The sequence below is a fragment of the Natronorubrum texcoconense genome (genome assembly GCF_900100335.1).
Lineage (GTDB): Archaea > Halobacteriota > Halobacteria > Halobacteriales > Natrialbaceae > Natronorubrum > Natronorubrum texcoconense.
This window is the reverse complement of the sequence record NZ_FNFE01000008.1, coordinates 33,155-60,129: the sequence shown is the minus strand read 5'-3', so window position 1 is coordinate 60,129 and position 26,975 is coordinate 33,155. Positions and strand designations below refer to the sequence as shown.

Here is a 26,975-nt window from a genome sequence, read left to right as displayed (position 1 = left end):
GAATCACCGCTCGATGAGTGACGAGATTCCGTTGTTCGAAATCCCGTGGGACGAAGACGACGTTTCGAACGCCGTCGACTCGATCACGCGGGGTTCGTACTGGGCGAACGGGCCGTACATCGAGGAGTTCGAGAATGGACTCGAGGGGTATCTGGGGGTCGAACACGCTGTGACCGTCAACTCGGGGACGACGGCGCTGGTCGCCGCGCTGACGGCGTACGGTATCGGCGAGGGTGATGAAGTGATCGTCCCTTCGTTTACGTTTATCGCGACCGCGAACGCCGTTCGACTCGTCGGTGCCACCCCGGTGTTCGCCGATATCGAGCGGGAGACGTACGGCCTCGATCCCGAACGCGTCGAGGCGCGGATAACTGACGACACCGCGGCGATTTTACCGATCCATCCCTACGGCGCCGCCTGCGAGATCGGTCCACTCGAGGAGATCGCTGCCGACGCGGGCGTCCCGTTGATCGAGGACGTCGCCGAATCGTTCGGGGCCGATTATCACGGCAGGGCGCTAGGAACGATCGGTGACGCGGCGATACTCAGTTTCTGCCAGAACAAGGTTCTGCCGACGGGTGAGGGTGGTGCCATCGTTACCGACGACGACGACCTCGCTCGCCGTCTCGAGCGGTACCGCTCGCACGGTCGCGCCTCGTCGGAGTACTTCGACTCGCCCGATAGCGGCGAGTACACCAGCGTCGGGACGAACGTCCGGATGTCGGACCTCGTGGCGAGTATCGGCTGTGCGCAACTCGGGAAAGTCGAAGATCACATCTCGAACCGCCGACGCGTGGCGTCACGCCTGTCCGACGGTCTCGCTGCTGTCGACGGTGTCGATCCCCACGGAGCTGCCGGTCGTGGACGCCACGTCTACCAGCTGTACACGGTCACGCTCGACGAACAGGTCGACCGAGACGCCGTTATCGATACCCTAACCGAGCGAGGGATTGCGTCGAAGGTGTACTGGGATCCGAGCGTTCACCTCACGCGAGCGTACCGCAACGAGTACGGCTACGAGTCGGGTTCGCTTCCCGTCACCGAAGAGATCGCAGGACGGGTCCTCTCGCTTCCAATTCATCCGGGACTACGCGACGACGAGATCGATCGGATCACAACCGGCGTCAGAGACGGTCTCGAGCGTGACAGGGCTGCCGGTGGGGCCCAGTCGAATACGATACAGAGCTGATATTTTCCAGGCCTGACGCAGTCGACGAAATCCGTCACACGTCACGACAACCTTCTATCAATATTAGTTGACTATCAATCCAACCGACCCATAACAAAGGGGAACGCTCTGGGTTGAGTGAATAGGCCGCGTCGGCGTCGGTACCGAGCCGACATCAGCGGCAGTTGGAGTCGATACGTAATCATGAGATGGCCAGTCACAGCCGATTCGCGGATGTCGATCCGGACCGCACTTTCACGGATCGATCGATCCGAAGCAGGGGGTATCGTTGTCGTCGACGACGGGAACCAACTCGTTGGGACCGCGACCGACGAGCGACTCAGGCAAAAACTATTCGAGGGGGTTACACCAGATACGCCGATTTCGGACGTAGTGAACGACGATCCCATCGTCGTCGATACGAGCGGGAGTATCCGAACAGTGGAAGGGGCATCGGACGCTCTCGAGGGCAACGATCGAGCACAGCAGACGACCATCGCGCCCGTGGTCGACGGCGACGAACGAGTCACCGACGTCACGACGATCGAGTTGATCGACGACGTGACCCGAGAAGTCGAACCGAATTCGAACGCCGTCGACACGGTTCTCGTCGTCGGTGGAGCTGGATATCTCGGCTCGGTGCTCTGCCGACAACTTCTCGAGGACGGGTTCGACGTTCGCGTGCTCGATCCGTTGATGTACGGCGACGCGGGCATCAGCGGGCTCCGCGACGACGATCGGTTCACCTTGTATCGAGGCGATGCCCGATCGATCGATACCGTTCTCGAGGCGATCGACGGGGTCGACGCCGTCGTCCACCTCGGCGGCATCGTCGGCGATCCGGCCTCCGAGATCGATCCGGAGAAGACCCTCGAGTACAACCTCCACTCGACGCAGCTGCTGGCGTCGATTTGTAAGTACCACGGCATCAACCGCTTCGTTTTCGCTTCGACCTGCAGCGTTTACGGACGCTCCGAGACCGAAGCCGAGCGCCTCTCCGAGGAATCGCCACGAAATCCGGTCTCGCTGTACGCTCGGCTGAAGATTCAGTCCGAGCGCGTGCTCCACGACCTCGCCGACGAGCACTTCTCCCCGACGATCCTCCGGATGGCAACGATCTACGGCCAGTCGCCGCGGATGCGATTCGATCTCGTCGGAAACATCCTGCCGGCCAAGGCCCATACTGAGGGAACGATCCCGGTGTTCGGCGGCGATCAGTACCGACCGAACGTCCACGTCGCAGACGCCGCTCGGGCGTACGTCGACTGCCTAACCGCGCCGATCGATGACGTTGCCGACACCGTGTACAACGTCGGGTCGAACCAGCAGAACTACCGGATCGACGAACTCGCGACCATCGTCGCCGACTGCTTCCCCGACGCTTCGATCGAGTACCACGACGAACTCACCGACGAACGGAGCTATCGCGTGGAGTTCGAGAAGATCCGGACGGAACTAGGATTCGAGCCCGAACGGACGGTTCGCGACCACTGTCTCGAGTTGAACGAACAGTTCAACTCCAACGCGTACGCCGATTATACGGCGACCAGATACAACAACTACGAGACGCTCGAACGAGCGCCGAGCTACGAGAACGCGGCCGCTATCCTCGACAGTCACGACCCGGTCTCGCGTGAGCAGGCGCGTGAGACGCTTTCCTCGAAAGAAGTGTAGTTCTGAGTCCCAAATCGCATAATCGACCATCCCCGACGCCGATAGCCCGTGCAGTCGAGTTTTCGTCTCGAACCCGATCAGGAACGTTCGGGTGGACTCTCGTCCAGTTCGTCGGGCCCGTCGTACGCGTCGCGGATCGACGTTGCGCACGACTCGGCGTCCGGATTTCGAACCGACACGTCTCCGCCACCTGGAACCGTCGGCGTTCCGGCGTCGAAGAGTTCGACTCCCGTGATAACCGGGCCGTAGGCGAACGTTCCAAACTCCGTCGTCGCCGAAATCGTTCGCTCCTCTTCGACACTACCGACCGGTTCGGTGATCGTTCCGAGCTGTCCCCGCTCGTCCCACCAGAATAACGAAAGGAGCACCTCGGCTGCGGGTTCGGTGACCCGAACCGTCTCGCAGTCGAGGAACTCCGCATACGGCGACGACCCCAAGCCACCGTTTTCGCCGTCCACGCGCTCGAGATAACAGTCCTCGAACTGCGGATTTTCGACCCGTACGTCTCCGAGCCCCGGGATTGCAGCCTCGCTCTCGAACAGTTCGGCGTACTCGATGACCGTCGACTCCGGCGAGAGGTCGAATTCGACGGCCGAGTCGATCGTTCGTTCACCGTCGACGCCGCCGACCGAATCGACGACAGTACCCGTCTCTCCGTCGTCAGAGACGAAGGTTACACCGAGAAGGACGTCCTCGTACGTGCCAGTGATTTGGACCCGCGTGCAGTCCTGGAACTCGACTCCGGGCTGTGCCACTCCCTCGTCTCTGGCGTCAGGATCAGTTTGCATCTCGATTCCCCTTCTCGAGCGCGTTCCGAGTCGCTCTCCGCTCGTCGTCTGTTTCTTCGATCGACCGATTTACCGTCATTACAACTGCAGTTGGGTCAGTTCGTACGCGTGTACCTATCGACGATAGGCTCCGTCGTCGGTCGAATTCGGACATACGCTCACATTCTCGACCATATCAATCAACCATTTGCCAGTTATTGATGAGTGTCAGTACATTCGAGACGAACGAGCCACCAGTCGTTCACTCGTGAAGGAGGCGTTCGATTACGTTCCGTACGTGGCAAGCGTTCTCCAACTCGTTCCTGTGCAGAGAGTGTACCGTACCGCCTCTATGGCACGACTCGCGGAAAATATCGGTTGCGGGTAATAGTGGTCAAGGCCCATTCAGTAGTAGAATCTAGTTGGGAACATGATGAAGGTGGATGCGCGAGACCTCCAAACCAACGAGACTGATGACCGAAGGCGAATCAATCTCGGAATGGAGTACGCGAACAAGCGCGTAACCGTCGCCGTCGGCGAGGTAGAATCCGACCATCCCGACGAGGACGAACTGGCAGCCGCCTCCCGCGAGACGTCTGAGAGTGCAGAAGAACTTGTAAAAGATTGGGACGCCGCGTCGGACGAAGCGTGGAGCGAGCTGGATAAATGAGCGAGGGTACGAAGGTTCGTCGCGGTGGCGTCGTTGTCGTTCGATTTGGTCCTGCGGAAGGGCACGAGATGAAGAAAACCCGCCCTGCGGTAGTCGTCCAGAACGACGTTGGGTGACCTTTGCGCTGCGATCAGTGTGGTAAAGAGACGTATTATCTACTGATTCGGTCGGTTCGTACGCGTAGTGCTTGCTACCGATTTTCGCGCTGTTCAACCTTGTTCAGGTCTCTGACTGATGTTACAGAGTTCGTCTACTTTGCCGGTTCTGGTACATCTACTCAGTCGTCGTCAGCGGTATACGCGCCTCCACGACGCTTGATTCGAGCAACGACCATTCGGCGTTCGTCTCTGTGGAAAGTGACCGCGAGACGGAACTCACCGATACGTACCTTACGGCGTGGACTGTTCTGGAGCGGTTCGCCATAGTCTGGTGGGTCGCGCCACGGGGAATCGACGATTTCGTCGAGTTTGTCGATAATTCGTTGCTGCTCGTTCGGATTGAGTGCATGGAGGTCGTCCTGTGCTTTCGATGCGAGTTCCCACACCCACCCGTCGTCACTCATTCGTGTCGTCGGTGCCGAATCGTTCGCGCGCTTCTTCGGCGCTCATCGTCCGTTCTTCACGGACATCTTCTTCGGCTTGGAGGAGTGCAACGAGTTCATCGCGGTCGAACGTGGGATGTTCGACGGCATCGCGTAAGGTATACCGAATAAATTCGCTACGGCTGTTGAATCCTCGTCCTTGCCACGTGTCTTCGATTTCGTCGAGAAACGACCGTTTGACTTTAAAGTTCACCGTGACGATCTCGTCGTCGCCGTTGTTCGTGGCCGCTTCGGACATACGAGTGTATTACCCACGTGTTACCGTAGGTGTTTCGCCGTCCGAGCGCTGAAGCTATTGACGAAGAGAAACGATAGTAGGGACGTGAAACGCGTGTTGCTTGCTACCGGTTCTCACGCTGCTCAACTTTGTTCAGTTCGATCAACAGTCGGAAGATCGCCTTTACAAGATTGTCGTCGACGTCGAACTGTTTTGCGTTGGCTCCCGCGCGCTCCATCACCTGCTGTTCTTGCTTCTCGTCGGTCGTCGGCAGATTCTGCTCGTCTTTGACCTGTGCGATCGTATCCGCGACGTACGTTCGCTGCGCGATCAGTTCGACGATCTCGCGATCGATCGTCTGGATCTCCTCGCGCAGTTCGTCGAGGCTCATCTCGTCCGGTGTTCGCTCCGTCTCGCCGCCGTCCGTGGCTGTCTCTGGGTCTCGAGTCATATCACTTGTGCTCCGTCTGTCCGCGTCCGCAGTAATCGTGTCGTTCCATCCCGTTCCGCCCACCGTTCACGAACCGTCTCGAGCGTGTCCTGGTCGCCGACGGCGACGTAACTCGGCCCGGTTCCCGACAGCGAGACGCCCGTGACGTCGGGCAGGGCGTCGATCATCGGGCCGGTCGAGAACTCGAGGGCGCCACAGAAGGCAAAGCCGTTGACGGTCATGGCCTCGCCGTAGCGACCGTCGAGCGCGAGTTCCGCGACGAGATCCGCCATCGGGGCGATCCGCTCGCAGGCCGAGACGTCGGCGTCGGCGCTGAACGACTGTTCTGGCGGGATGTACACCAACGCCGACCAGTCGATTTCCTCGCGAGCGAGCAACTCATCGCCCAAGTTGTCGGTGACCGTCACGCCGCCGAGCATGCTCGCGCTGGCGTCGTCGAACGCACCCGTAACCGTGACGCCGGCGTCGCGGGCCGCACGGACACCCAGTCGACAGGCGTCAATTCGCTCGACCGTGCCGACGATCTCGAGGGCATCGAGTGTCGCGAGCACGGTCGCGTTCGCCGCGGCGCTCGAGCTCTTCAGCCCCGACGCCATCGGCACCTCGCTCTCGGTTCGGACGCGAGCGCCGACGGCCGAAGCGTCCAGTCCTGCGATCTCGGCGTACTCGTCGATCGTCAGTTCAGCACAGCGCTCGACGAGCACCGTATCTGCGTCGGGTTGGCCGGCGATTTCGGCGTCGATACTCCCGTCGGTCGTGAGTTCGACGGTGGCTGTCGTCTCGAGGTCAATCGCGAACGCAGCGCCGGTCCCGGTTGCGAGGGCGTTGAGAACCGTTCCGGCTGCTGGGGCGACGGCGCGGCCGTCCATACGACAACCGACTCAGAGCGCGTATTTACGGCTGACGGTCTCGACGATTCTCTCCGCGGACGACCGCTCGACTGAGACGGTAGACTCGAGTCAATTACCGGCCGATCCGAACGAACGAACGGACGGCAGAACGGACCGTTTTTCCGGGATCCGACCCAATGGACGAGTAATGAGCGTTCGCAGCAACGTCGCACCCAGTACGATCGGGGTCGACTTCGTCGAGGGTGGCGTCGTCGTCGAGTATCTCGACGGCCGGGACGTCTTCTACCACGGCCCGCCGAAACCCGTCGAGGAATCGATCAAGACCCCGCCGGGCAAGGAGGTCCACGTCCTCGTCACCGACCCCGACGGAATCGAGGGCGTCATGACCTACGTCAACGACCACAACACCCACGACGACATCCTCGAGACGACCGGCGTCGGCCGCGTGATGCTCGAGGGGGACGACGAGGAGGTCCTGTTTCCGGGGGTGACCGTCTCGACGGAAGCGTACTCGATTCGCGTCGATGCCGACCTCTCGCTGGTCGACGGCCGCGTGTTCGTCTTCGCCGAGGACGAACTCAGCGAGCACGCCTACGAACTCGTCGCCCACGCCGAGCGCGTCGATAGCGAGGGCGAACGTGCCGGCGCCGATACCGAGCGCGATGAACCGGACGAGAGTGCCGAGACCGACGGCACCGAGTGGGGATAACGCGATGCCGCTACAGAAACCCTGGCGCGACCTCGACCGCGGGACGGTCGCCAGCGCACCCGACCGACCTGGCGTGTACGAACTCGCCGATTCGTCGGGGACGGTTCAGTCGGTCGGACACGGCGTCCTCCGGGACGAACTCAAGACGGCGCTCGCCTACGGCGACGGCGAGCGCGTGCGGTGGACGGAAACCCACACGCTCGAGCAGGCTCAGGAACTAGCTGTCGATCACCGCGAGCGACTCGAGTGATCGTCGGTCGATCCGCCGAACGACACGCTATCGCTGTGGGGTCGAGCTATTGAATGTACGACGGTTCGCTGTCGTCACACCGCTGCTCGTGCTCCGAGGCGTCCGCCTTTTCGTCGAACAGTAGCCCGCAGGTCTCACACTCCCACCACGTGGCGTCGTCCCGCTCGGTCTGGACTACCATACCCGACAGTTCACGACGAACGACAAAGGCGTTTCTTCGAGGTGACTAGGTGTTCGACGCGGTGAGGCGACGAGCGAGAACGTGGTTTGAATCCGCAGACGGCCCCGCTGGAGCGGGGGACGCTCAGGCGTCGAGCTCCGTGAGTTCCTCGACTTCCGGAATTTTCTCGCTGGCGGTGGTGATCTGTTGCATTCGCTGTTCGTGTTTGTGATAGGCGTACTCGGAGAGATCGGACGGGCTCGGACCGGGACCGCCTTCGGAGCTGGCACCGTCGTCGCTGGTCAGACTCTCCTGGACGAGCGGGACCAGTTCGCCGACCGTCTCGCGGAGGAGGTCGGCCTCGACGTCGCCGTCGATAACGAGCGACTTGAGTTGTGCCATTCCGAACCCGACGTGGCGTCCCTCGTCGCTGCGGATCAGTTTGAGCCCCTCGACCAGTCCCGGTAGGTCGGGGAGGTCGGGTTCGTTCTCGCCGTAGGCGAGCGTGAGTCCGTAGTAGCCCGTTTGCGCCAGAATGCCCTCGATCGTCAGGTGGTAGTGACAGTGAGCTTTCGCACGGTTTTCGGGCGAATCGTCCTCGAGGAGGCGATCCATCGCCCGCTCGTTGCGCTCGAACAGTTCGTCGTAGGGCTCGTTGAACCACTTCTCGTCGGTCGGCGAAGACAGCTCCTGACCGCGCCGTTTCTCTTCGGCGTGAACCACCTCGCGCCAGTAGCGGTCGAAGAAATCCGTGTGTTTCGACTCCTCGTAGAGCTGGGTGGTGAGGAACATCTGGTCGCCGATATCGTCCAGGACGACCGCGAGCGGCGCGAGATCCTCCGTCACCGACTCCTCGCCGGCGCCGAACAGTGCGAGCGACTGTTTGAGCCCTTCGAACGCCGGTTCCGGAAGTTCGGCAGCGCCTTCGAGATCGGCCTCGAGGTCGATCTCGTGGGGATCCCAGTGTTTCTCGACGGCGTTGCGGTAGTAGTTGTGCGAACGCACCGTCGTGTCGAGTTGCGTTTCGGGTTGTGGCCGGCTATCGGTTGCCATCGTTGGACGGACCTACCGGCAGAACCCACATGAATTTGTATCTCACAGAGTAGGGTGTTTAAGTATCTAAAGCTGAATCTGGTGCCATGGGACTCATCGCAGAGTTTCGGGTGACGTCACTCGACCTCCCGTTGACGAACGCAGTAGCGGCCGTTCCGTCGGTCACGGTCTACATCGAACGGATCCTCGTCATCGACCCCGACCGTCCCGTGGCGCTCTGTCGAGTCGTCGACGAGCCCGACGACGAATTTCGCGACGCACTGGCGGACGATGCTACGGTCGCAGGGGCCATGACGCTGGACGAATACGACGGGAACGCCCTGTATCGGATCGAACTCCGTGATCCACCGGTGCCGATATACCGGAAATTCATCGAGTTGGGCACCACGCCGCTCGGCAGCATCGTGACCGTCGACGGTTGGTGGAGTCGGTCCCGGTTTCCGGATCGAGAGGCGCTCGCGGAGTACCGCGAGTTCTGTGTCGAGCGCGGCGCCACGTTCCAACTCGAGCGACTGACTCGGGAATCGACGGCCGACGATCCGCCGTTCGGACTCACTCACGAGCAGTACGAAGCGCTGACCGCGGCCCGCGATGCAGGCTACTTCGCGGTCCCGCGAGAGGTGTCGACCGCGGAGATCGGGGACGAACTGGGGATTTCGGGGCCGTCGGCGTCCGAACGGATTCGACGAGGGATCGATCGAGTGCTCGAGAACGGGCTGTAAGTGACTCGATTTCGGAACCGACTGACAGGACAATTCTCAAGACGGCCCGTGCGAAAGGAACGGGTATGAGCCAGTCGGATTCGGACGGCGTTTCGCTGACGGTTCGGGCCGCCGAGAAGCGAGACGCGGGGCGAGGGGTCGCACGGATCCCGGAGATCGCACGTCGGCAACTCGGCGTGTTGAGCGGCGACACCGTCGTCATCGAGGGCGAGAAGACGACCGTCGCGAAAATGTGGCCGGCGGACTCGTCGGTTCCGGAGAACGTCATCCAGATCGACGGCGACACCCGGGCGAACGCCGGCGCACACGTCGGTGATACGGTGGCCGTTCGAACGAAAGACACGTCGACGATCGCCGAAGCGAACCGAGTCACACTCGCCGCACCGTCGTCGTTCACCGACACCCAGCGTGGCAGTGCGGAGCGAGAGGCGGCCAAGACGCTTCGAAACCGCCCGGTTCGGGCGGGCGAGCAGATTCGAATCGAGGGGCTCGGACAGGAGCCGTTCAGAGTCACCGACACCGACCCCGGCGGCGACGTTCGGATCACGAGTACGACCACGATTCGAATCGCCGGCGGCGGTTCGAACACGGCTCGGAAGGGATCCTCGAGCACCAGCCGAAGCGCCGACGGGAGTGCCGCCAGTGCGAGCGAAAGCGGCAGTAGCGGCGGAGCGAGCGGAGCGGCGGACGGTCAGCCACCCGGAACCACCGAGGCGGAACCCACCTCCGGAGTCACGTACGAGGACATCGGCGGACTGGATGAAGAGCTCGAACTCGTCCGCGAGATGATCGAACTCCCCCTCTCGGAGCCGGAACTGTTCCGACGGCTCGGCGTCGAACCGCCTTCCGGCGTCTTACTCTACGGGCCGCCGGGAACCGGGAAGACGCTGATCGCTCGCGCGGTCGCAAACGAGGTCGACGCCAACTTCGAGACGATCTCCGGCCCGGAGATCATGTCGAAGTACAAAGGTGAGTCCGAGGAGCGACTCCGAGAGGTGTTCGAACAGGCCGAGGCGAACGCGCCGACGATCATCTTCTTCGACGAGATCGACTCCATCGCGGGCCAGCGAGACGACGACGGCGACGCCGAAAACCGGATCGTCGGCCAGCTCCTGACGCTGATGGACGGGCTCGACGCTCGCGGCGAGGTGATCGTCATCGGCGCGACGAACCGGGTCGATGTGATAGATCCCGCACTCCGTCGCGGCGGGCGCTTCGATCGCGAGATCCAGGTCGGCGTTCCGGACGTGGAGGGACGGAAAGAGATTCTCGAGGTCCACACTCGCGGGATGCCGCTCGACGACGACGTGAGCGTCGACGCTATCGCTCGGCGAACGCACGGGTTCGTCGGGGCCGACCTCGACGCCGTCGCGAGCGAGGCCGCGATGGCTGCGATTCGGGACCGACCGACCGAATCCGACGAGCGCGACGAGTGGAACGAGAGTCCGACGGTGACGAAATCCCACTTCGACAGCGCGCTCGCCGCCGTCGAACCCTCGGCGATGCGCGAGTACGTCGCCGAATCGCCGAACACGGACTTCTCGAACGTCGGCGGGCTCGAGGACGCCAAACAGATCCTCCGGGAGTCCGTCGAGTGGCCGCTGACGTACGATCGGCTGTTCGAGGAGACGAACACCGACCCTCCCTCCGGCGTCTTGCTCTACGGCCCACCCGGGACGGGGAAGACGTTGCTCGCACGCGCGCTCGCGGGAGAGACCGACGTCAACTTCGTCCGCGTGGACGGTCCGGAGATCATCGACCGCTACGTCGGCGAGAGCGAGAAGGCGATCCGCGAGGTGTTCGAGCGAGCCCGACAGTCCGCGCCGTCGATCGTCTTCTTCGACGAGATCGACGCGATCACGGCCGCGCGCGGCGAGGGCCACGAGGTGACCGAACGCGTCGTCTCACAGCTCCTGACCGAACTCGACGGGATGCGAGAGAACCCGAATCTGGTGGTGCTCGCGGCGACGAACCGCAAGGATCAGATCGATCCCGCCCTGCTTCGTCCGGGACGGCTGGACACGCACGTTCTGGTCGGTGAACCCGACCAGGCGGCCCGCGAGAAGATTCTCGAGGTCCACACCCGCGGGAAGCCGCTGGACGACGAGATCGATCTCTCGGCGCTGGCCGCCGAGTTGGAGGGGTATACGGGTGCGGACCTCGAGGCGCTCGTTCGGACGGCCTCGATGAAGGCGATCCGCGAGGTGGCCAGCAAGTACGATCCCGACGAGGCGAACGAGAAGGCGGACGAGGTGGTCATCGAGCGACGGCATCTGAAGGCGGCGCGGGAGAACGGGAAGCCGACTCGGTGAAAATCGGGTAATCCGACGGAGCGCAGCACAGAGGAACCACACACCACTCCATCGCTACTGAGGTTTAAATACGAATAGTCGGCCAGTGGCCGCATGGATTGGGAGACTCCGGCCGACGCGTGGTACGTCTGGCTGGCCGTCAGCATCGTCAGTGTGGGGCTCGCCGGTCTCGTACTCGGGCTCCCGACGGGCCCGCCGCCGGACGCGAATCAGGCCGCGAACACGATCGACCGCGTTGCCGGGACCACGCACGACGCCAGCGCGACGTACGGCCACGACGCCGCGGAAGTCAAATTCGAGGGACCCACCGTCTCGCTGCGAAACGAACACGGAACCGCCCGCTCGAGTCTCGCGTACGGAACCGTCGTTCCCGTCGTGGGGAACGAACGACTCGAGGCGGTCGCTCGCGGCGCGTCGCTCGAGTCTGCCTACGGCGACGCCGTCGAGACCGATCGACAGGACGTCGAGGGCGAGTTCCTGGCCGATCTCGTCGAGGCTCACGAGGAAAGCGACGGTGAGTGGAACCTCGCAGACGGCGAACTGGCCGTTCGAACGCTCGAAGTCGAGGCGGAAGCGGGAACAACGGTCGAGACCGCCGGCTCTATCGATCGGGCCGAGAACGTCTCCAGAAGTTTCGAGTCCACGGCTGCCACCGAAGCGACGGTTCGCTACACGGCTGCATCGGGAGCCGAGATCGAAGTCGTGCTCACCGGATTCGAGTACGCCGGTCACGGAAACCGAGATTTCGACGACGTCGAACACGGCGGCGACAACGAGCTGTTGGTGACCAAGAGCGAGACGGATACCGCAGACGGCTCGCAAACCGATTTCGAGGTACCGATTCTCTCCGAAACCGGCGAAAACCAGAACGCGTTCGTCTACCCCATCGCCGTCGGGGTTTACACCGACGGCTCCCTCGAGTGCGAAGGTCGGCTCGAGAGCAGTCACGGGTTCGCTGACATTTGCGAGGGTGGATCGATCACGGCCGACATCGCCAGCGACGCCGCGGAGATAGCGCAGGACGCCCAATCGGGTGAGTACCGTGTCACGCTCGTCACCGCGTAGGGATCGAAGCACACGACGTAACCGGCACACCGAACGGGGTGTCAGCACGGTCGTAGACGTCGCGATGGCACTGCTGCTCGTCAGCGCGAGCGTCCTCCTGCTCGGCGCCTATCTCCACGCGGCGGACGACGACCGCGACGAAACCCGGCCCGACAGAACGGTGGAGACGCTGGCTGCAGTGACGCTCAGCGTCGAGTACGATCTCGGGGCTGCCGACCCCGTCGACGAGCGCGACGGCAACTACACCCGAACCGACTTCGGCTCGGCGACCGGGCTGCTCGCCGACGCGGCAGTCACGAACCTCCACATCGACGGCGACCAGATACTGCCGTACGCCGACGACTTCGAAGACGCCGTCGACGCCTCCACTAAGAGTGCCCTCCTCGGCGCGAACCACGAGTTCTACGTCGTCGCCGAATGGGAACCGTACAATGGCGCGGCGATCAACGGCACGGCGACGGCTGGCGAGCGACCGCCGCCGGACGAGGACGTCTCGAGTCGCACGATCACGGCCTCGAGCGATCTTCCGGCCGTCGACGAAGCCGATCTATCCGTCGGGTCCGACGACGACGCACTCGAGGTCGCCGGAGCAGCCATCGGTGCGGCGATTATCGAAGGCTACCTTCCGGCAGACTCGGTCCAGCGAACGCTCGAGAGTCAGGGACTCTCGCGAGAACTCACGGTCTACCACTACGAACGACTGGTCGCCCCGCTAGAATACGAGTTCGGCGAGGAGACGAATGCCGACGACGAGCGCCCGCTCAACCGAAGCGATGCGGATGCGCTCGAGGCGAACGAGCGCGTGCTCTACGGCTCCGACGGCGAAAGCGAATCCGACTCCGAAGCGAGGGGACTCGCAGACTGGATCGCAAACGACCTGGAAACCGCCTTCGCGGACGAACTCGAGGCGATCGACGAGGACTCCGACGACGATGCCGAGCGAGAGGAGGCGGTCGCGGCGCTGCTCGCCGAGGAGGTATCGACCGACGACGTGACGATCACCGTCCAGACGTGGCAGCCATGAGCGGGCGACCGCGGACCGTCTCACTCGCGTCGGACGATCGAGCGCGAATCCCGTTCGCGCTGCTCGCAGTTCTCCTGCTCGTCAGCAGTATCGCGATCGTCGCCGTACTCGAGTCCAGAGACCGCCCGGAGGTCGACGTCGATCAGGGGCTCGCGGTCGACAGAGCCGAATCGATCGCGACCGGAGAAATTCGTCACGCGGTCGTCCGTGCGACGGACGACGCCGCCAAGGAACCGGTCAGTTCGACGGACGGCGCCGACACGGCGTTCGCCGATGCGGTCGATTCCGACGACGTGTTCGAGCAGTATCTCGCGCTCCGTATCTACCGCGACGTCGCGGTGTCACTCGCCAGCGCCGAACAGGAGATCGGTCACGACCGAACCGCGGTCGCGTCGGTCGAACGGCTCGACTGGGACGACGGCGACGACCTCGAGAGTGCCATCGATCGGATCGATCTCGAGCAAACGGACGACGACGTGCTCACCGCGACGGTCGAAGACGTCGAACTCACCGTCGAGCACGACGGCGAGGAGACCGTCAGCGAGCGGCGTGATATCACGGTCTCGGTGGGAACGAACGCCCTCGAGTTACGCGATCGGACGAGCGAGTTCGAGGAACAACTCGAGACCGGCTTCTTCGAGGCCGACGAGTTCTACGACGGGTTCGGTCGCTACTTCGCGGCGCGAATGTACCCCTACGTCTGGGGGAAGGCGTACTACGATCGCCTCGTGAGCAACGATCGAACGTTTCACAACCTCACGCCGAACGAGCACACCGAGGTGATGGCGAACGACGCCGTCTTCGCGCTGCAAGAGGCCTCGTTCGGAACGGCAGATCCGTACGAGCATCACGCGACGTTCCTGCCGACGATCTGCATGGCGAACGATCTCGCATCGGAAGCGGGCGATATCGACCTCGACGAACTCCTGGGCGAGCAACTCGAGGACGAGATCAACGAGTCGGATGGACTCTGTGAGAGCGACTTCATCGACACCGAAGGAGAGATCGACTATCCGGAGCCGCCGACGATCCAGGAAATCGTCCTCACGCTCCTCGAGGACAACGTCGACACCGACGTCGAAATTCAGGCCCACCCGTTCGCCGACATCGCGTACATGGAGCTGGTCGCGGGGCTCGCGATGGACGACGTCGAATCCGAGTTCAACGACTCGCTCGAAGGCCACGAGCGGTTCAGCGGCGTCTATCTGGAGGACTACTTCGCCGACGAGCCGGCGAATCAGGACGCGGCGGACGCCATCGACGGGCTCGGCGAGCAACTGGCCGATCTCGAGGAACTAATCGACGAGACCGCACCCATGAGCGATCTGACAGACGACAGCATGGAGAGCGTCTACGACGTCGAGATCGACACGAGCGAAACGGGACCGACCAAACACGATCAGCTGCCGGAGACGGAGCGGCCGGGTGAAAACTGGTCTCGAATCGATCGCAGCTATACGACCAGCGGCGGCGACGCCAGCGTTTCGATCGACGTCGTCTCCGACGATGGGGCCGGGTTCGACGATCGGGAGCTCACGGAGGTCGAACTCGCGTACGAGACCGACGTCGGTGTGATCGAGACGTGGCGACACGACAACGAGACGTTCCTCGATCCGATAACGAACGTGACGGTCCCCCTCGAACAGGTTCGAACGGACTGGAAACGGCCGGTAACGTACAGCGCGAGCTACGAGATCGACGCTGATCTCGCGGAAAACATCGACGTCGAACGCGAACGAGGACTCGAGTCTCCGTTCGGTACCGATTCGTGGAACGAGTCGTACGGTTTCGTCGGCAACTTCGACGGTATCGAAACGGATGCCGCCGGCGAAACGTTCGATCTCGATGCGACGTCGGTGGGTGCACAGGAACGCGAACTCGAGGACGAGATCGAAGGCTCGAGCCGGTCGATCGTCACCGAGAGCGACCTCGAGCGCGCGATTCCGTACTCGAGCGATCCGGACGTCGACGTCGAGCCGCGGGACAGAACCCTGCTCTACGACTGGGTGATCGGCGAACTCAACCGAACGCACGAAGCGGTCGTCACGTCGGTCGCACCCCACGAGACCAATCTCTGGAGTATGCTCGAGCAACCGAGTCCGCTCGGCGAGGTCGAAGACAACGTCCGAAGCGTCGAGAACGAACTCGTCTACGAGAACACGACGGGAAGCTACGAGAACACCGCCGACCTACTTCGGGCCGAAGTCCGGAAACAGTACTTCGAGGCGATCTACGAGCACATCGAGACGGTCGAAAGTTATCACGAGGAGACGATCGACGGCGGGGCCGGGATGATCGACGACCTGCTCGGTGGGTTGCTCGACGCGGGCAACGACCTGCTCGGCGCGCCGTTGGAGTTCGTCGAATCGATGCTCGATCCCGAGAGCCAACCCGAAGACGCACGGGCGCCAGCTCCGGACTCGGAGCTACTAGAAGCGACCAGCTATCAGGTCGAAGCCTCGCCGACGTACCTCTCGCTCGAGCCCGTCAACCGAAGCGACGTCCCTGCGGTCCGTCCGGAAGGCGGAACGCTACTCGAGGCCGATCCGACGAGCGAACACGCCTCGATGGGGGCGGGCTACTTCAACGCCGTCGGCTTCCCGGGACTGCCGCTCCTCCCCGTTCCGTCGCTGTCGTTCCTGCAACTCGACGTCTACTCTCTCGAAGTGCAGGGCGAGTACGCCCGCTTCGAGGTTCGGGCGAACAGCGGTGACCCCGCGGCCAGCGACGAGACGACGTACGTTCGCCAAGACACGCGGGTCTCCCTCGAGACGCCCCCGTGGGCCGATCAGGACGAACTCGCGGTCGGCTCCGTCGAGCCCATCGGCTTCGAGAACCGCCTCGTCGTCCCGGTCGTCGTCCCGAGTCCCCAGTTGCTCCCGCGAGGGACGCCCGGCGTCGGCGATATGTGGCAGTCGACGACTCTCGACGTCCCTCGCGAGGAGTGTTCGACGGCGTGGAACGACGTGGGTGCGAGCTTCGAGCCGGACGAACAGGGCGAATCGGACGAGTGCATTTCGGACGAGACCGAGCTCGAGCTACCGGTTGGCGGATGAATCGGCTGAAGACGACCGGACCCCAACGAAGTCACTGAGACACAATCGGGCGCGAACACGCTTGCCGAGCGAAATCGGTTTACCCGCACCGCCGCTACGACCCGCCAGTGACCGACGAACGTGCTTCGGAGGCGACTGATGGCGAACGCCACCAACCCGACGCTCCAGCGGCCCCAGCAGATGACGAGGCCGTCGAAGAGACCGAACACGAGCAGGATGACGACCAGTTCACGCTCGCGGAGTTCCACGATGCATCGCAGGAAGCGGGTCGGCCCGTCCTCACCGCTGCAGCCGTCGCTCGGACGCTCGAAATCCCGACCGAAGCTGCACGCGAGGCGCTCACGAATCTCGCCGATCGCGGCGACGTCGAACGCCTCGCCGTTGAGACAGATCCCATCGTTTGGTATCCGAGCGAACTCGAGGATCTCACCGATCGCGAGCGGGTCGTCGTCTTCCCGAAGCGTCGCGAAATCGTCGTCGATCGACCGGACCAGTTTACCCGCGCACAGCTCTCCCAGTTCGCCCACCTCGCGGACGGCAACGGCGAGCAGGGGTACCGATACGTCGTCAGGCCGGAGGACGTCTGGCAGGCCCCCCACGATTCGTTCGACACCCTCGCGCGAACGATGCGACAGGCGCTCGGCCAGCGCTCGGAGGCCCTCGAGGACTGGGTCCACAGCCAGTGGGATCGCGCCCACCAATTCAGGCTGACGACTCACGAGGAAGGGTACACCGTCCTCGAGGCGAAGAGTCCGGAGATCATGGGCAACGTCGCCCGCCAGAAACTCGACGAGGAACACGTCCACGCGCCGATTTCAGACACCGAAGACTGGGTTCGCGAGGGGTCGGAAGCCGCCATCAAGCGGCTTCTCTACGAGGCCGGCTACCCGGTGCAGGACCATCGTGACCTCGAGTCCGGCGAGGACCTACCGATCGATCTCGAGATTTCGCTGCGCGACTACCAGCGGACGTGGGTCGATCGCTTCGCGGAGGGCGGCGAAGGCGTCTTCGTCGGTCCGCCGGGGAGCGGAAAGACCATCGCCGCGATGGGCGCGATGGCCCACGTGGGCGGCGAAACGCTCGTGCTCGTCCCGAGTCGGGATCTGGCGAGACAGTGGGCCGACGCGATCGAGGAGTACACCTCGCTCGAGCCCCACCAGATCGGCCAGTACCACGGGGGTCGCAAGGAAGTCCGGCCGGTAACGATCGCGACCTACCAGATCGCGGGAATGGACCGCCACCGCTCGCTGTTCGACGACCGCGAGTGGGGACTCGTGGTGTTCGACGAGTGCCAGCACGTCCCCTCGGACGTCTACCGACGGAGTACCCACCTGCAGTCCCGTCATCGACTGGGGCTCAGCGCCAGCCCCATCCGGGAAGACGACCGTCAAACCGAAATTTTCACGCTCGTCGGGCCACCCATCGGCACCGACTGGGAGGCGCTGTTCGAGGCCGGCTTCGTCGCCGAACCCGAACTCGAGATTCGATACGTCCCGTGGGGCGACGAGGAACAGCGAAACGCCTACGCCTCCGCGGACGGCCAAGAGCGCTACCGAATCGCCGCGAAAAACCGGGGAAAAGTCGACGACGTCCGCTACCTGCTCTCGGCTCACCCCGACGCGAAGGCGCTCGTCTTCGTGGACTACTTGGAGCAAGGACGCGACATCGCCGCCGCGCTGGACGTCCCCTTCCTCAGCGGCGAGACGCCCCACCACGAGCGACGACGGCTGCTCGAGGAGTTCCGGCGGAACGAACGTGACTTGCTGGTCATCTCCCGCGTTGGCGACGAAGGGATCGACCTCCCCACTGCGGACCTCGCCATCGTCGCCTCTGGGCTTGGCGGCTCTCGCCGGCAGGGCACCCAGCGCGCGGGCCGAACGATGCGGCCCGCCGGCGGGGCGCTCGTCTACGTGCTCGCCACTCGCGGCACGCGCGAGGAAGATTTCGCCCGCAAACAGCTCCAGCATCTCGGCCGCAAGGGGATGACGATTCGCGAGCAGACGGTCGAACCGAGCGATGGGAACGACGAATCCGAGGCTGACGACGAGTAACAGAACAACCGGTGGCTGACTACTCCTCGCGGGCCTCGAGAATCTCGTCGATCAACCCGTCCGTATCGGCGGCCGCGAGTCGAAACGCGGCGTCGTAGAACTCCCGGCCGGTCAAGTCGCGGACGTCGTGTTCGGTCCGCAGCTGTGCGTCCACGAGCGCGCGGGCGTCCTCGAGTCCGTCGAGCGTTTCGGGCCGGACGTACACCGTCTTCTTCTCGGTCGCATCGAAGGGGAACGCGGTCGGATCGTCGGCGTCACCGTCGGCCGAGTCGTCGGAATCTGGTCCCGTCTCGCTCTGCTCGGTATCTTCGCCTGCTTCGGCGTCCGCCTCGACTGACTCGTACGCTACTTCGGTAGTCGGTTCGTCGACCTCACTCGAGTCGTCGGTGGTCGACGATTCGGCATCGAGAGCCGGGTCTGCTGACTGCTCGTCCTCCGATTCCTCGTTCTCCGGCTCCTCGTCCTCGACGGCATCGCTCAGTCCCGCGAACCGGTTGTCCTCAGGCATCGGTAACACCTCCGCGCTCGACGACTGCAGCCAGTTCATCCAGCCGGTCCAGCATGTCGTTTTCGGGGTCGTACTCGGCGAGCGGGACGCCCTCGCGCCACGCTCGCTTGAAGGCGATCCGTTCTCGAATCCCCGGCCCGGGCGAGTCCGAATCGTCGAAGTGGGCCGAACGGGCGAACGCCGGGAGGTAGTCGCCGAACTGGGACTCCTCCAAGTCGCCGATGATCCGCTTTTCCTCGTTGTCGCCGGCCAGAGAGTTGGGGACGATCGCGAGGATGTCGAGGTCGATCTCCTTGCGGATCGGGCCGATCTGCTGGGTGTACATCCGCTCGAATCCGCTCACGCTGGGTTCGCTCATCCGCAGCGGAACGATGACGTTCTGTGTCGAGATGAGTGAGGCGTCGGCGAGCGGGCCGAGGTTCGGCGGCGAGTCGACGACGACGTAGTCGTACTCGTCGCCGAGCACTGGATCGACGATCTCGTTTCTGATCCAGAGCTCGCCGAAGGTCGCGCTACGGATGCTGTTCTCGACGCTATCGAGATCCTCGTGGGCGGGAAGGACGTCGAACGAACTGGTCGAGTGGATCACGTCCTCGAGCGTCGTGTCGGTCCCGTCCTCGAGGACGTCACCGATGTGGACGTCGCTCGAGTAGGCATCACTCAGACCGACGCCTTCGGTGGCGTTGCCCTGCTGGTCCAGATCGACGAGCAGGACGTCGTTGTCTCGGTTGGAGAGTCGTTCGGCGAGGTTGATCGCGAGGGTCGTCTTGCCGACGCCGCCTTTCTGGAGGGCGACGCTGACGGCGCGTGGGGTTTTCGTCATTCGTGGGTACACCTCCGTCGCCGTGTCGACCGTTTCGACGGTCGAGACCGTCCGAACGTCGAAGGCCGTTTTCGAGGTCCGAACAGTCTGCACCGTGCACACAGTGTGAAATTTGCAGACGGTTCACGGTAGTTGGACGCTCGAGCGAGCGCCCGAATCGACACGGAATCGGAACGCGACCGTGATGGCGGCAGCGACCCGTCGGGGTTCGACCATCCCGAACGTCTTGGACTGTCCAAACCGTTTGGAATGTCCACACAGTGTGAGCGTTCCAGACGGTCGAGTCGAGGCTCTGACCTCCGGTCGTCCGGTCGGTTCTCGAGTCCTGTACCGTCCACAACGTTACACAGTGTAGACATCGTGCGATGTTCAGTGGTTATCGGTTCGATCGGACACGGCGAGTGTCACGTCGATCATCCGAGTGGCATGACTTAACAGTAGCGGAAACAGTTCACACGGTTCGAACCGTCAAGACATTGTACCTGATGTGTGAATCTAGCACGGTGTACACTGTTTAGGATGTGTACACTGTAGTAGCGAATCGTCCCGGGTTTCGTGTGATCTGCCGAGAGAGAAGAAATTACACAGTCTGAGCAGTTTAGACCTCTTACACCGTGCGAACGGTTCCAACAGTCCAGAATTCGGAGTCAGTCGTCGAGAGTCAGCGAGCACCGGCCGGAGGAACGGAACGACCGACGACTGGTCCACACAGTGTGCGATGTTTACAAATTGTACACTGTGTTACCCGATAGCGGGGGCGTCAGAAGCGCACTCCCCCGAACTGCTAGAGTGGCCGCTACCGCAACGCCAGTGGACGGGGTAGCGAAGCGAGGGTCGGACAGAATGTGGAGACTGTGGAGACAGTGGAAGAGTGGGTACACCCTACACGCTCCGAACCGTTTACACATTCTACACAGTCTACACGCCTGAACTCCGCGAGGGATCGAGAACCCTCGCGACGTATCGAACGGCGAGACACGAGTCGAGGCCAATATTCAAGGTGTCGTGTTCGAACTGTACGACGTATGAACACGTCGCGCGCGAACGAGGTGGTGGGGCGGTGAGCGATCAACGCGAGATTCTGGTCGGCGAACGCGACGACGGGACAGATCTGTACCTCCCCGTCGTCGAACTGCTGACCGGCCGCGGGTTCGTAACCGGGAAGTCGGGATCCGGCAAGTCGAACACGGCCTCGGTGATCGCCGAGGAGTTACTCGAGTCCGGCTTCCCCCTCCTGATCGTCGACACGGACGGCGAGTACTACGGGCTCAAAGAGGAGTACGAGATGCTCCACGCCGGGGCCGACGAGGAGTGCGACATCCAGATCGGGCCGGAACACGCAGAACAGATGGCCTCGCTCGCACTCGAGGAGAACGTCCCAGTCATTCTCGACGTCTCGGGCTACCTCGACGAGGAGGTGGCCGACGAGTTGCTTCGGAAGATCGCCCGACAGCTGTTCGTCAAAGAGAAGAAGTTGAAGAAGCCGTTCCTGCTCGTCGTCGAGGAGGTCCACGAGTACATTCCGGAAGGCGGCGGAATGGGCGAGACGGGCCGGTTGCTGATCAAGATCAGCAAGCGCGGGCGCAAACACGGGCTGGGAATTCTGGGAATCAGCCAGCGCCCGGCCGACGTCAAGAAGGACTTCATCACGCAGGCGAACTGGCTCGTCTGGCACCGACTGACCTGGGACAACGACACGAACGTCGTCGGGCGGATCATCGACACCGAGTACTCGGAGCTCGTCTCGGAGCTGAACGATGGTCAGGGGTTCGTCCAGACCGACTGGATGGACGTCGACGTTCGCAAGGTACAGTTCCGACGCAAGCGCACGTTCGACGCGGGCGCGACGCCCGGACTCGACGACTTCGAACGACCCGAACTCAAATCCGTCTCCGACGCCCTCGTCGGCGACCTCCAGGATATTTCGGAGCGAAAGGACCGCGAGGAGAGTCGCATCCTCGAGCTCGAGAACGAACTCGAGAAGAAAGAGAAACGTATCGAAACCTTAGAGGACGAACTCGAATCGGCGCGGGACGTCTCGAACGCGGCCAAGCAGATGGCCGATGCGCTGACGCGAAAGGAGACCCTCCAGACGAAACTCGGCGGCGGTGACGACGAGGAACTGCGTCGGCTCCACGACGAGATCGTCGATCTCGAGACCGAGCGGGACGACCTCGAGGACGAACGCGACGAGTTGCAAGCCAAACTCGACGAGCGGACGAATCGGATCGAAACGCTCGAGGGAAAACTGTCGTCACGAACGGAGACGGTGGACCGACTGCGCGAGGAAAACGAGCGGTTGCGCGACCGCGTGCGAGATCTCGAGACGGCAGTGGAGACGGAAGAAGTAGAAGAGTCGAACGCGGAGTCGACCGACGAGACCGAGATCCTCCAGGCTGGCGGCGACGACGTCGAGTTCGGGTTTACGTCGGTGGAGTGGCCGAGTCAGACCGAGTCCGACGCCGACGAGTCCGAGGAGATCACCACCGCGCCGGAGCCGAAACCGCCGGAGGCGGTCTTCGAAGGCGAGTGGATCGACGACCGTCTCGAGCGCGCGGCTGAACAGTCCCAGTGTACGGCGTCGACGGCCCGGCGCGCACTCGTCGTCCTGGCTCGAGACGGACCGCTCGAGTCGGCCGCCATCGCCGACGCGGTCGGTCGGTCGACCGTCGCGGTACAGGGGCTGTGCTCGGAGCTGCTGACCGAGGGTGTGGTCGAGCGCCCGGTCGCACGGACGTACACGCTGAGCGACGACGTCCGATCGAAGCTGGACGCGATGGCGAGCGCGGAGTAGTCGAGGACAGTGCTGGCGGTGCGTGTGCGACGGCGGCGGAGCGTCGGGCGTCACCATTCCAAGCGCTCGCCGACCGCGTCGATCGACGAGGAGTCGAGATCCTGGTGGACGGGAAGAACGACGATCTCTCGAGCCAGCCGCGTCGCGACGTCGTAGGTCGAGTTATCGCGGACGACACCGGGAAGTCGCGGCCAGGTGTGAGCACCACCCACGCCACACGCCTCGAGTTCGGCGAGCAATCGCTGTGGTGTCGACGTTCGAACCGGAAACACCTGTGGACAGATCCCCGGCGGCAGTGACTCGTAGAGCACGTCGGCGTTCGATCGACCGTCGAAGACCCGTCGCCACGCGCGGTAGTTGTCCCGACGTGTGGCTCGAATCGAGATCGGATCCGCGTCGTCGACGACGTACGCGGACAATCTCGACATCGATCCTTTGCCGTTCTCGTATCGCGCGTAGGGACCCACACTCCCGGCCGACTGCCCGGCGACGAAGTCGTCGACCGACTGGCGGACCGCCGCGTTTCTGTCGAGCAGATCCGAGAGGAGGGATTTGCAGATGAACCGGTAATCGGCGAGCCGAAACTGATCGTCGATGCCGGCCAGCGACGACGGTTCGAACGCCTCGGCGATGGCGTCGTCGTTGCAGTAGAGGATCGCTCCGTTCGGAATCGGCAGCAGCTTCCAGAGGCTCGTGACGCCGATGTCGCCGCGAGTACCGAGTAACGTCCCATTGTCCACGCTGAGCGGGGCGTGGGCGTTGTCATCGATGTGATAGCAGTCGTACTCGTCGACGAGCGCCGTGAACTCTCGAAGGCCGGGCTGTGGAAAACCGAAGTAGTTGACTGACATGATCGCCGCCGTCTCCTCGTCGATCCGGCGCTCGACGTCGACCAGGTCCGGCGCGAGATGCTCTTCGAGGCGGTAGTACCGGGCCTCGAGACCGAGTTCGTGAAACGGTTCGACGACCGCATCGGGAAGATAAGCGGGGAGGAGGACGTTTTCACCGGGGTCGACGAGCCCCGCGAGACCGTCACGAAGTGCCGTCTTGCTGGAGCCGTAGAACGTAACGGACGCGGTGTATTGCTCGAAGAAGGATTCCATACCGGCCGGTCGCGGCTCGGATATCGACCAGCCGAACAGCGACGGACTCTCACTGATCATACGAGATGTGGTTTCGACGGACGTGAGGAGCGACACGGCCGGACGAATAGAACCTAGTCGAACGTCGTTTTAGTGATTGGGACGGTACTGTCGGATGATAGTACCACAGGCACCGCTTACAGGAAATCGGCACTAGAGACTATGACCCATTGTCCGAAGGACAGTCCAGGCTTACACGAACCCAACAGTCAAATAACAAAAACGGGGTGGGTGGCATAGTTGCACATGGAAGGTTCGACCGACGAAACCGACGTTCGGTTGCTGGTGGTTGGTCTCGATGCTGGCTGTCGTTCAGTTCTCGAGCCGCTGTTCGAGGCGGGCGAAGTGCCTACGCTCGAACGGCTGATAGAGAGCGGCACCAGCGGGCCCCTCGAGTCACAGATCCCACCGTGGACGGCCAGCGCCTGGCCGTCGATGTACACGGGGAAGAATCCCGGGAAACACGGCGTCTACGACTTTCTGTCGTTCGACGGCTACGACTGGAACGTCGTGAACTCGACGTACGTTCGGGAACGACCGCTGTGGGAGTTGCTGAGCGATCACGGAATCTCGAGCGTCGTCGTCAACGTTCCCGTCACGCATCCACCGCGAGCGTTCGACGGCGCGTTAATTCCCGGGATGACTGCTCCGGAAGATCCGCCCTGCCACCCCGAGGGGATTCTGGAGGACGTGAAACTGGCCTGTGGCGACTATCACGTCTACCCGCAGAGTACGGACGCGCCCGACCAGTCCATCGAGGGGTACGAACGGACGGTCGAGTGCCGTGGAGAGGCGTTTCGATACCTCTGTCGGCGAGTCGCCCCCGAAATGGGCTTCCTGCAGTTCCAGCAGACGGACACCGTCTTCCACGAGCGACCAGGCGACAAAGAGGCGATCGAAGCCGTCTACCGCGCGGTCGACCGCCAACTCGCCGAGACGCTCGAGGCGGTCGATCCGGACAACGTCCTGCTCGTCAGCGATCACGGAATGGGGAAGGTAACGGGCCACGAGTTCCGAGTCAACGAGTTCCTCCGAGACCGGGGCTACCTCGAGGTCAAAAGCGGCGGCGAAGGAATGCCCGACTGGTCGGCGGCGTGGGAGAACGACCTGCTCGAGGGCGACGGCGCCAGCGAGCGTGACGAGGGCGTCCTCGAACGAGCCATGAACGTCGCCGCGAAAGTCGGCATCACGACGCAACGAGTCGCGAGCGTCCTGGATAGGGTCGGATTAACGGAGCCGATCGGGAGCCGGGTACCCAACGGGATGATTCGAGCGGCGAGCGAGCAGGTCGACTTCCCCGAGTCGAAAGCCTACCTCCGGTCGAAAAGCGAACTCGGCGTCCGGATCAACCTCGAGGGACGGGAGCCGAACGGGCAGGTTCCCGCAGACGAGTACGAGACCGTTCGGGACGAACTGATCGAACAGCTATCCGCCGTCGACACGCCCGACGGCGAGCCGATGTTCGAGGTCGTCGCACCTCGAGAAGCGTACTTCGACGGACCCCACGTCGAGCAGGGCCCGGACATCGTGACCGTCCCCGCCGGATTCAACAACGCGATCGTCGCCGACGTCGGCACCGACCAGTTCGGCGAGCCGATGGAGCCGTGGAACCACAAGCAGACCGGGATCGTCGCGGCCACGGGAGACGCGTTCGACGACGGGGCCGGAGTCGAGGGAGCGACGATCCTCGACGTCGCACCGACGGTCTGTACGCTGTTCGACGTGCCGGTCGACACCGCCATGGACGGGACGACCCTCCCCATCGTCGACGGCACCACGGAGGCGGAGTACCCGGACTACGAGGCCGACCCGATCAGCGCGACCGACGACACCGCCGTCGAAGATCGACTCTCCGATCTGGGGTACCTCTAACGATGACCATCGAAGTCACCACGCTCGACGCCGACACGGACGCCGACGAGTGGAATCGCTACGTCGAACGATCGGACGGAACGAACCCGTTCTTCCGCGCCGAGGCGCTGCAGTTACAGGCGGAGGACACCGGTTCGACGGCGCATCTGCTGGCCGGTTTTAAGGGACAGGAAGCCGTCGGTCTCTTCCCCGTCTTCGAGTACAAGAAGGGGCCGATCACCGGCGCGTTCTCGCCGGCCCCACACTCGTGGTCGTGTTACCTCGGGCCGTCGCTGTTGAACGTCAACAAACTCAAACAACGAAAGGCCGATCGCCGGACGAAACGTTTCCTCGAGGGCTGTCTCGAGTGGATCGATCGGGAGATCTCGCCGCTGTACACCAAGTTCGTCGCCGCCGAGTTCGACGACGTGCGGCCGTTCATCTGGAACGGTTACGACGTCGAGCCGGGGTATACGTACGTCGTCGACCTCGAGGGGTCCGAAGACGAGTTGTTGAAGCGGTTCAGCAGCGACGCGCGGAGTAACGTTCGGAACGCCGACGAGGATGCATACGTGATCGAGGAGGGGACCAACGGCGACGTCGAGCGCATCGTCGAACAGGTCGCAAACCGATACGAAAGCCAGGGGAAATCGTTCGAGTTGAGCCCGGAGTTCGCGCGAGCGGTCCACGAACGGCTCCCGGACGGCTCGATCCGTCCCTACGTCTGTCGCGTCGACGACGAGTTCCTCGGCGGCATCCTCGTCGTCGACTCCGAGCGGACTCGATACCGATGGCAGGGCGGTGTCAAACCGGATACCGGGATCGACCTGCCGATCAACGACCTCCTCGACTGGCACGTCATGCGCGACGGCCTCCGAGACGGCGTCGAGACGTACGATCTCGTCGGCGCCGGCGTGCCGAGCATCAACCGCTACAAGGCGAAGTTCAACCCGCGTCTCGAGACGCACTACCAGATCACGTCGGGCGCCTTCGGACTCGATCTCCTGGTCGATCGGTACCAGAAACACAGATAGCGGCCCCGACTGTGCCGCGGTG

At 63.1% G+C, this 26,975-nt stretch carries 24 protein-coding genes and 1 pseudogene; 15 read left to right on the top strand and 10 right to left on the bottom strand.

Going from position 1 to position 26,975, the window contains the following annotated elements; translation table 11 throughout:
• Positions 1–13 precede the first annotated feature (13 nt).
• A complete protein-coding gene (locus BLT08_RS19820; protein ID WP_090311501.1) occupies positions 14–1,189 on the top strand; it encodes a DegT/DnrJ/EryC1/StrS family aminotransferase in 1,176 nt (391 codons plus the stop codon).
• Between the two features lie 183 nt (positions 1,190–1,372).
• Positions 1,373–2,842: an NAD-dependent epimerase/dehydratase family protein gene (locus tag BLT08_RS19815; protein ID WP_139171341.1), complete on the top strand. Its 1,470-nt coding sequence runs from the start codon at positions 1,373–1,375 to the stop codon at positions 2,840–2,842.
• Positions 2,843–2,919: 77 nt separating this feature from the next.
• On the opposite strand, the gene BLT08_RS23505 is transcribed toward BLT08_RS19815, so the two are convergent.
• A complete protein-coding gene (locus BLT08_RS23505) occupies positions 2,920–3,630 on the bottom strand; it encodes a hypothetical protein (protein WP_245724286.1) in 711 nt (236 codons plus the stop codon).
• Positions 3,631–4,039: 409 nt separating this feature from the next.
• Between BLT08_RS23505 and BLT08_RS19805 the strand changes: the two genes are divergently transcribed.
• Positions 4,040–4,279: a hypothetical protein gene (locus BLT08_RS19805; RefSeq protein WP_090311498.1), complete on the top strand. Its 240-nt coding sequence runs from the start codon at positions 4,040–4,042 to the stop codon at positions 4,277–4,279.
• Positions 4,276–4,392, top strand: a pseudogene (locus BLT08_RS23665) (type II toxin-antitoxin system PemK/MazF family toxin); the annotation flags it as partial. The gene BLT08_RS19805 and the pseudogene BLT08_RS23665, both read left to right, overlap by 4 nt.
• Before the next feature lie 164 nt (positions 4,393–4,556).
• Here the strand turns inward: BLT08_RS23665 and BLT08_RS19795 are convergent.
• From BLT08_RS19795 to BLT08_RS19780, 4 genes are all read right to left on the bottom strand, one after another.
• The gene (locus BLT08_RS19795; RefSeq protein ID WP_090311496.1) at positions 4,557–4,841 is read right to left on the bottom strand and encodes a type II toxin-antitoxin system RelE family toxin; all 285 of its coding nucleotides are present in this window, start codon (positions 4,839–4,841) and stop codon (positions 4,557–4,559) included.
• Positions 4,834–5,118 (bottom strand): ribbon-helix-helix domain-containing protein, encoded by a 285-nt coding sequence (locus BLT08_RS19790; RefSeq protein WP_090311494.1) that lies wholly within the window; start codon positions 5,116–5,118, stop codon positions 4,834–4,836. Before BLT08_RS19790 ends, BLT08_RS19795 begins: the two co-directional genes overlap by 8 nt.
• A gap of 103 nt (positions 5,119–5,221) precedes the next feature.
• Complete coding sequence (locus tag BLT08_RS19785; protein ID WP_090311492.1) at positions 5,222–5,548, bottom strand: chorismate mutase; 327 nt, start codon at positions 5,546–5,548, stop codon at positions 5,222–5,224.
• The gene (locus tag BLT08_RS19780) at positions 5,545–6,417 is read right to left on the bottom strand and encodes a shikimate kinase (protein ID WP_090311490.1); all 873 of its coding nucleotides are present in this window, start codon (positions 6,415–6,417) and stop codon (positions 5,545–5,547) included. Before BLT08_RS19780 ends, BLT08_RS19785 begins: the two co-directional genes overlap by 4 nt.
• 169 nt (positions 6,418–6,586) lie before the next feature.
• Between BLT08_RS19780 and BLT08_RS19775 the strand changes: the two genes are divergently transcribed.
• On the top strand, positions 6,587–7,108 hold the full coding sequence (locus tag BLT08_RS19775; RefSeq protein ID WP_090311480.1) for a DUF5796 family protein: 522 nt from the start codon (positions 6,587–6,589) through the stop codon (positions 7,106–7,108).
• Between the two features lie 4 nt (positions 7,109–7,112).
• Positions 7,113–7,358: a DUF7508 domain-containing protein gene (locus BLT08_RS19770; RefSeq protein ID WP_090311478.1), complete on the top strand. Its 246-nt coding sequence runs from the start codon at positions 7,113–7,115 to the stop codon at positions 7,356–7,358.
• A 46-nt stretch (positions 7,359–7,404) separates the two neighbouring features.
• On the opposite strand, the gene BLT08_RS23660 is transcribed toward BLT08_RS19770, so the two are convergent.
• Complete coding sequence (locus BLT08_RS23660) at positions 7,405–7,539, bottom strand: DUF7128 family protein (RefSeq protein ID WP_281245278.1); 135 nt, start codon at positions 7,537–7,539, stop codon at positions 7,405–7,407.
• 123 nt (positions 7,540–7,662) lie between these two features.
• On the bottom strand, positions 7,663–8,571 hold the full coding sequence (locus BLT08_RS19765) for a ribonucleotide-diphosphate reductase subunit beta (RefSeq protein ID WP_090311467.1): 909 nt from the start codon (positions 8,569–8,571) through the stop codon (positions 7,663–7,665).
• Between the two features lie 86 nt (positions 8,572–8,657).
• On the opposite strand from BLT08_RS19765, the gene BLT08_RS19760 reads away from it, so the two are divergent.
• From BLT08_RS19760 to BLT08_RS19735, 6 genes are all read left to right on the top strand, one after another.
• Positions 8,658–9,293: a helix-turn-helix domain-containing protein gene (locus BLT08_RS19760; protein ID WP_090311466.1), complete on the top strand. Its 636-nt coding sequence runs from the start codon at positions 8,658–8,660 to the stop codon at positions 9,291–9,293.
• Positions 9,294–9,358: 65 nt separating this feature from the next.
• Positions 9,359–11,605, top strand: coding sequence for an AAA family ATPase (locus BLT08_RS19755; RefSeq protein ID WP_090311465.1), 2,247 nt, complete (start codon positions 9,359–9,361; stop codon positions 11,603–11,605).
• Between the two features lie 93 nt (positions 11,606–11,698).
• The gene (locus BLT08_RS19750; RefSeq protein ID WP_090311463.1) at positions 11,699–12,670 is read left to right on the top strand and encodes a DUF7283 family protein; all 972 of its coding nucleotides are present in this window, start codon (positions 11,699–11,701) and stop codon (positions 12,668–12,670) included.
• A 64-nt stretch (positions 12,671–12,734) separates the two neighbouring features.
• Entirely contained in the window at positions 12,735–13,694 is a 960-nt protein-coding gene (locus tag BLT08_RS19745; RefSeq protein ID WP_090311462.1) for a DUF7284 family protein, read from the top strand.
• Positions 13,691–16,750: a DUF7286 family protein gene (locus BLT08_RS19740; protein WP_090311460.1), complete on the top strand. Its 3,060-nt coding sequence runs from the start codon at positions 13,691–13,693 to the stop codon at positions 16,748–16,750. The genes BLT08_RS19745 and BLT08_RS19740 overlap by 4 nt, the downstream gene beginning before the upstream one ends.
• Positions 16,751–16,857: 107 nt before the next feature.
• On the top strand, positions 16,858–18,801 hold the full coding sequence (locus BLT08_RS19735; protein WP_090311459.1) for a DEAD/DEAH box helicase: 1,944 nt from the start codon (positions 16,858–16,860) through the stop codon (positions 18,799–18,801).
• A gap of 19 nt (positions 18,802–18,820) precedes the next feature.
• Here the strand turns inward: BLT08_RS19735 and BLT08_RS19730 are convergent, their stop codons facing one another.
• Both BLT08_RS19730 and BLT08_RS19725 read right to left on the bottom strand, forming a co-directional pair.
• Positions 18,821–19,309 (bottom strand): DUF7970 domain-containing protein, encoded by a 489-nt coding sequence (locus BLT08_RS19730; RefSeq protein ID WP_090311457.1) that lies wholly within the window; start codon positions 19,307–19,309, stop codon positions 18,821–18,823.
• Positions 19,302–20,132: a ParA family protein gene (locus BLT08_RS19725; RefSeq protein ID WP_175529392.1), complete on the bottom strand. Its 831-nt coding sequence runs from the start codon at positions 20,130–20,132 to the stop codon at positions 19,302–19,304. The genes BLT08_RS19730 and BLT08_RS19725 overlap by 8 nt, the downstream gene beginning before the upstream one ends.
• A gap of 1,060 nt (positions 20,133–21,192) precedes the next feature.
• Here BLT08_RS19725 and BLT08_RS19720 point away from each other — a divergent pair.
• Complete coding sequence (locus BLT08_RS19720; RefSeq protein ID WP_175529391.1) at positions 21,193–22,926, top strand: ATP-binding protein; 1,734 nt, start codon at positions 21,193–21,195, stop codon at positions 22,924–22,926.
• A 50-nt stretch (positions 22,927–22,976) separates the two neighbouring features.
• Here the strand turns inward: BLT08_RS19720 and BLT08_RS19715 are convergent, their stop codons facing one another.
• Positions 22,977–24,089 carry a DegT/DnrJ/EryC1/StrS family aminotransferase gene (locus BLT08_RS19715; RefSeq protein ID WP_090311450.1) on the bottom strand — a complete coding sequence of 371 codons (1,113 nt, stop codon included), beginning with the start codon at positions 24,087–24,089 and terminating at the stop codon, positions 22,977–22,979.
• A gap of 225 nt (positions 24,090–24,314) precedes the next feature.
• On the opposite strand from BLT08_RS19715, the gene BLT08_RS19710 reads away from it, so the two are divergent.
• Both BLT08_RS19710 and BLT08_RS19705 read left to right on the top strand, forming a co-directional pair.
• Positions 24,315–25,940 (top strand): alkaline phosphatase family protein, encoded by a 1,626-nt coding sequence (locus BLT08_RS19710; RefSeq protein WP_090311448.1) that lies wholly within the window; start codon positions 24,315–24,317, stop codon positions 25,938–25,940.
• A 2-nt stretch (positions 25,941–25,942) separates the two neighbouring features.
• Positions 25,943–26,953: a lipid II:glycine glycyltransferase FemX gene (locus BLT08_RS19705; protein WP_090311446.1), complete on the top strand. Its 1,011-nt coding sequence runs from the start codon at positions 25,943–25,945 to the stop codon at positions 26,951–26,953.
• Positions 26,954–26,975 lie beyond the last annotated feature (22 nt).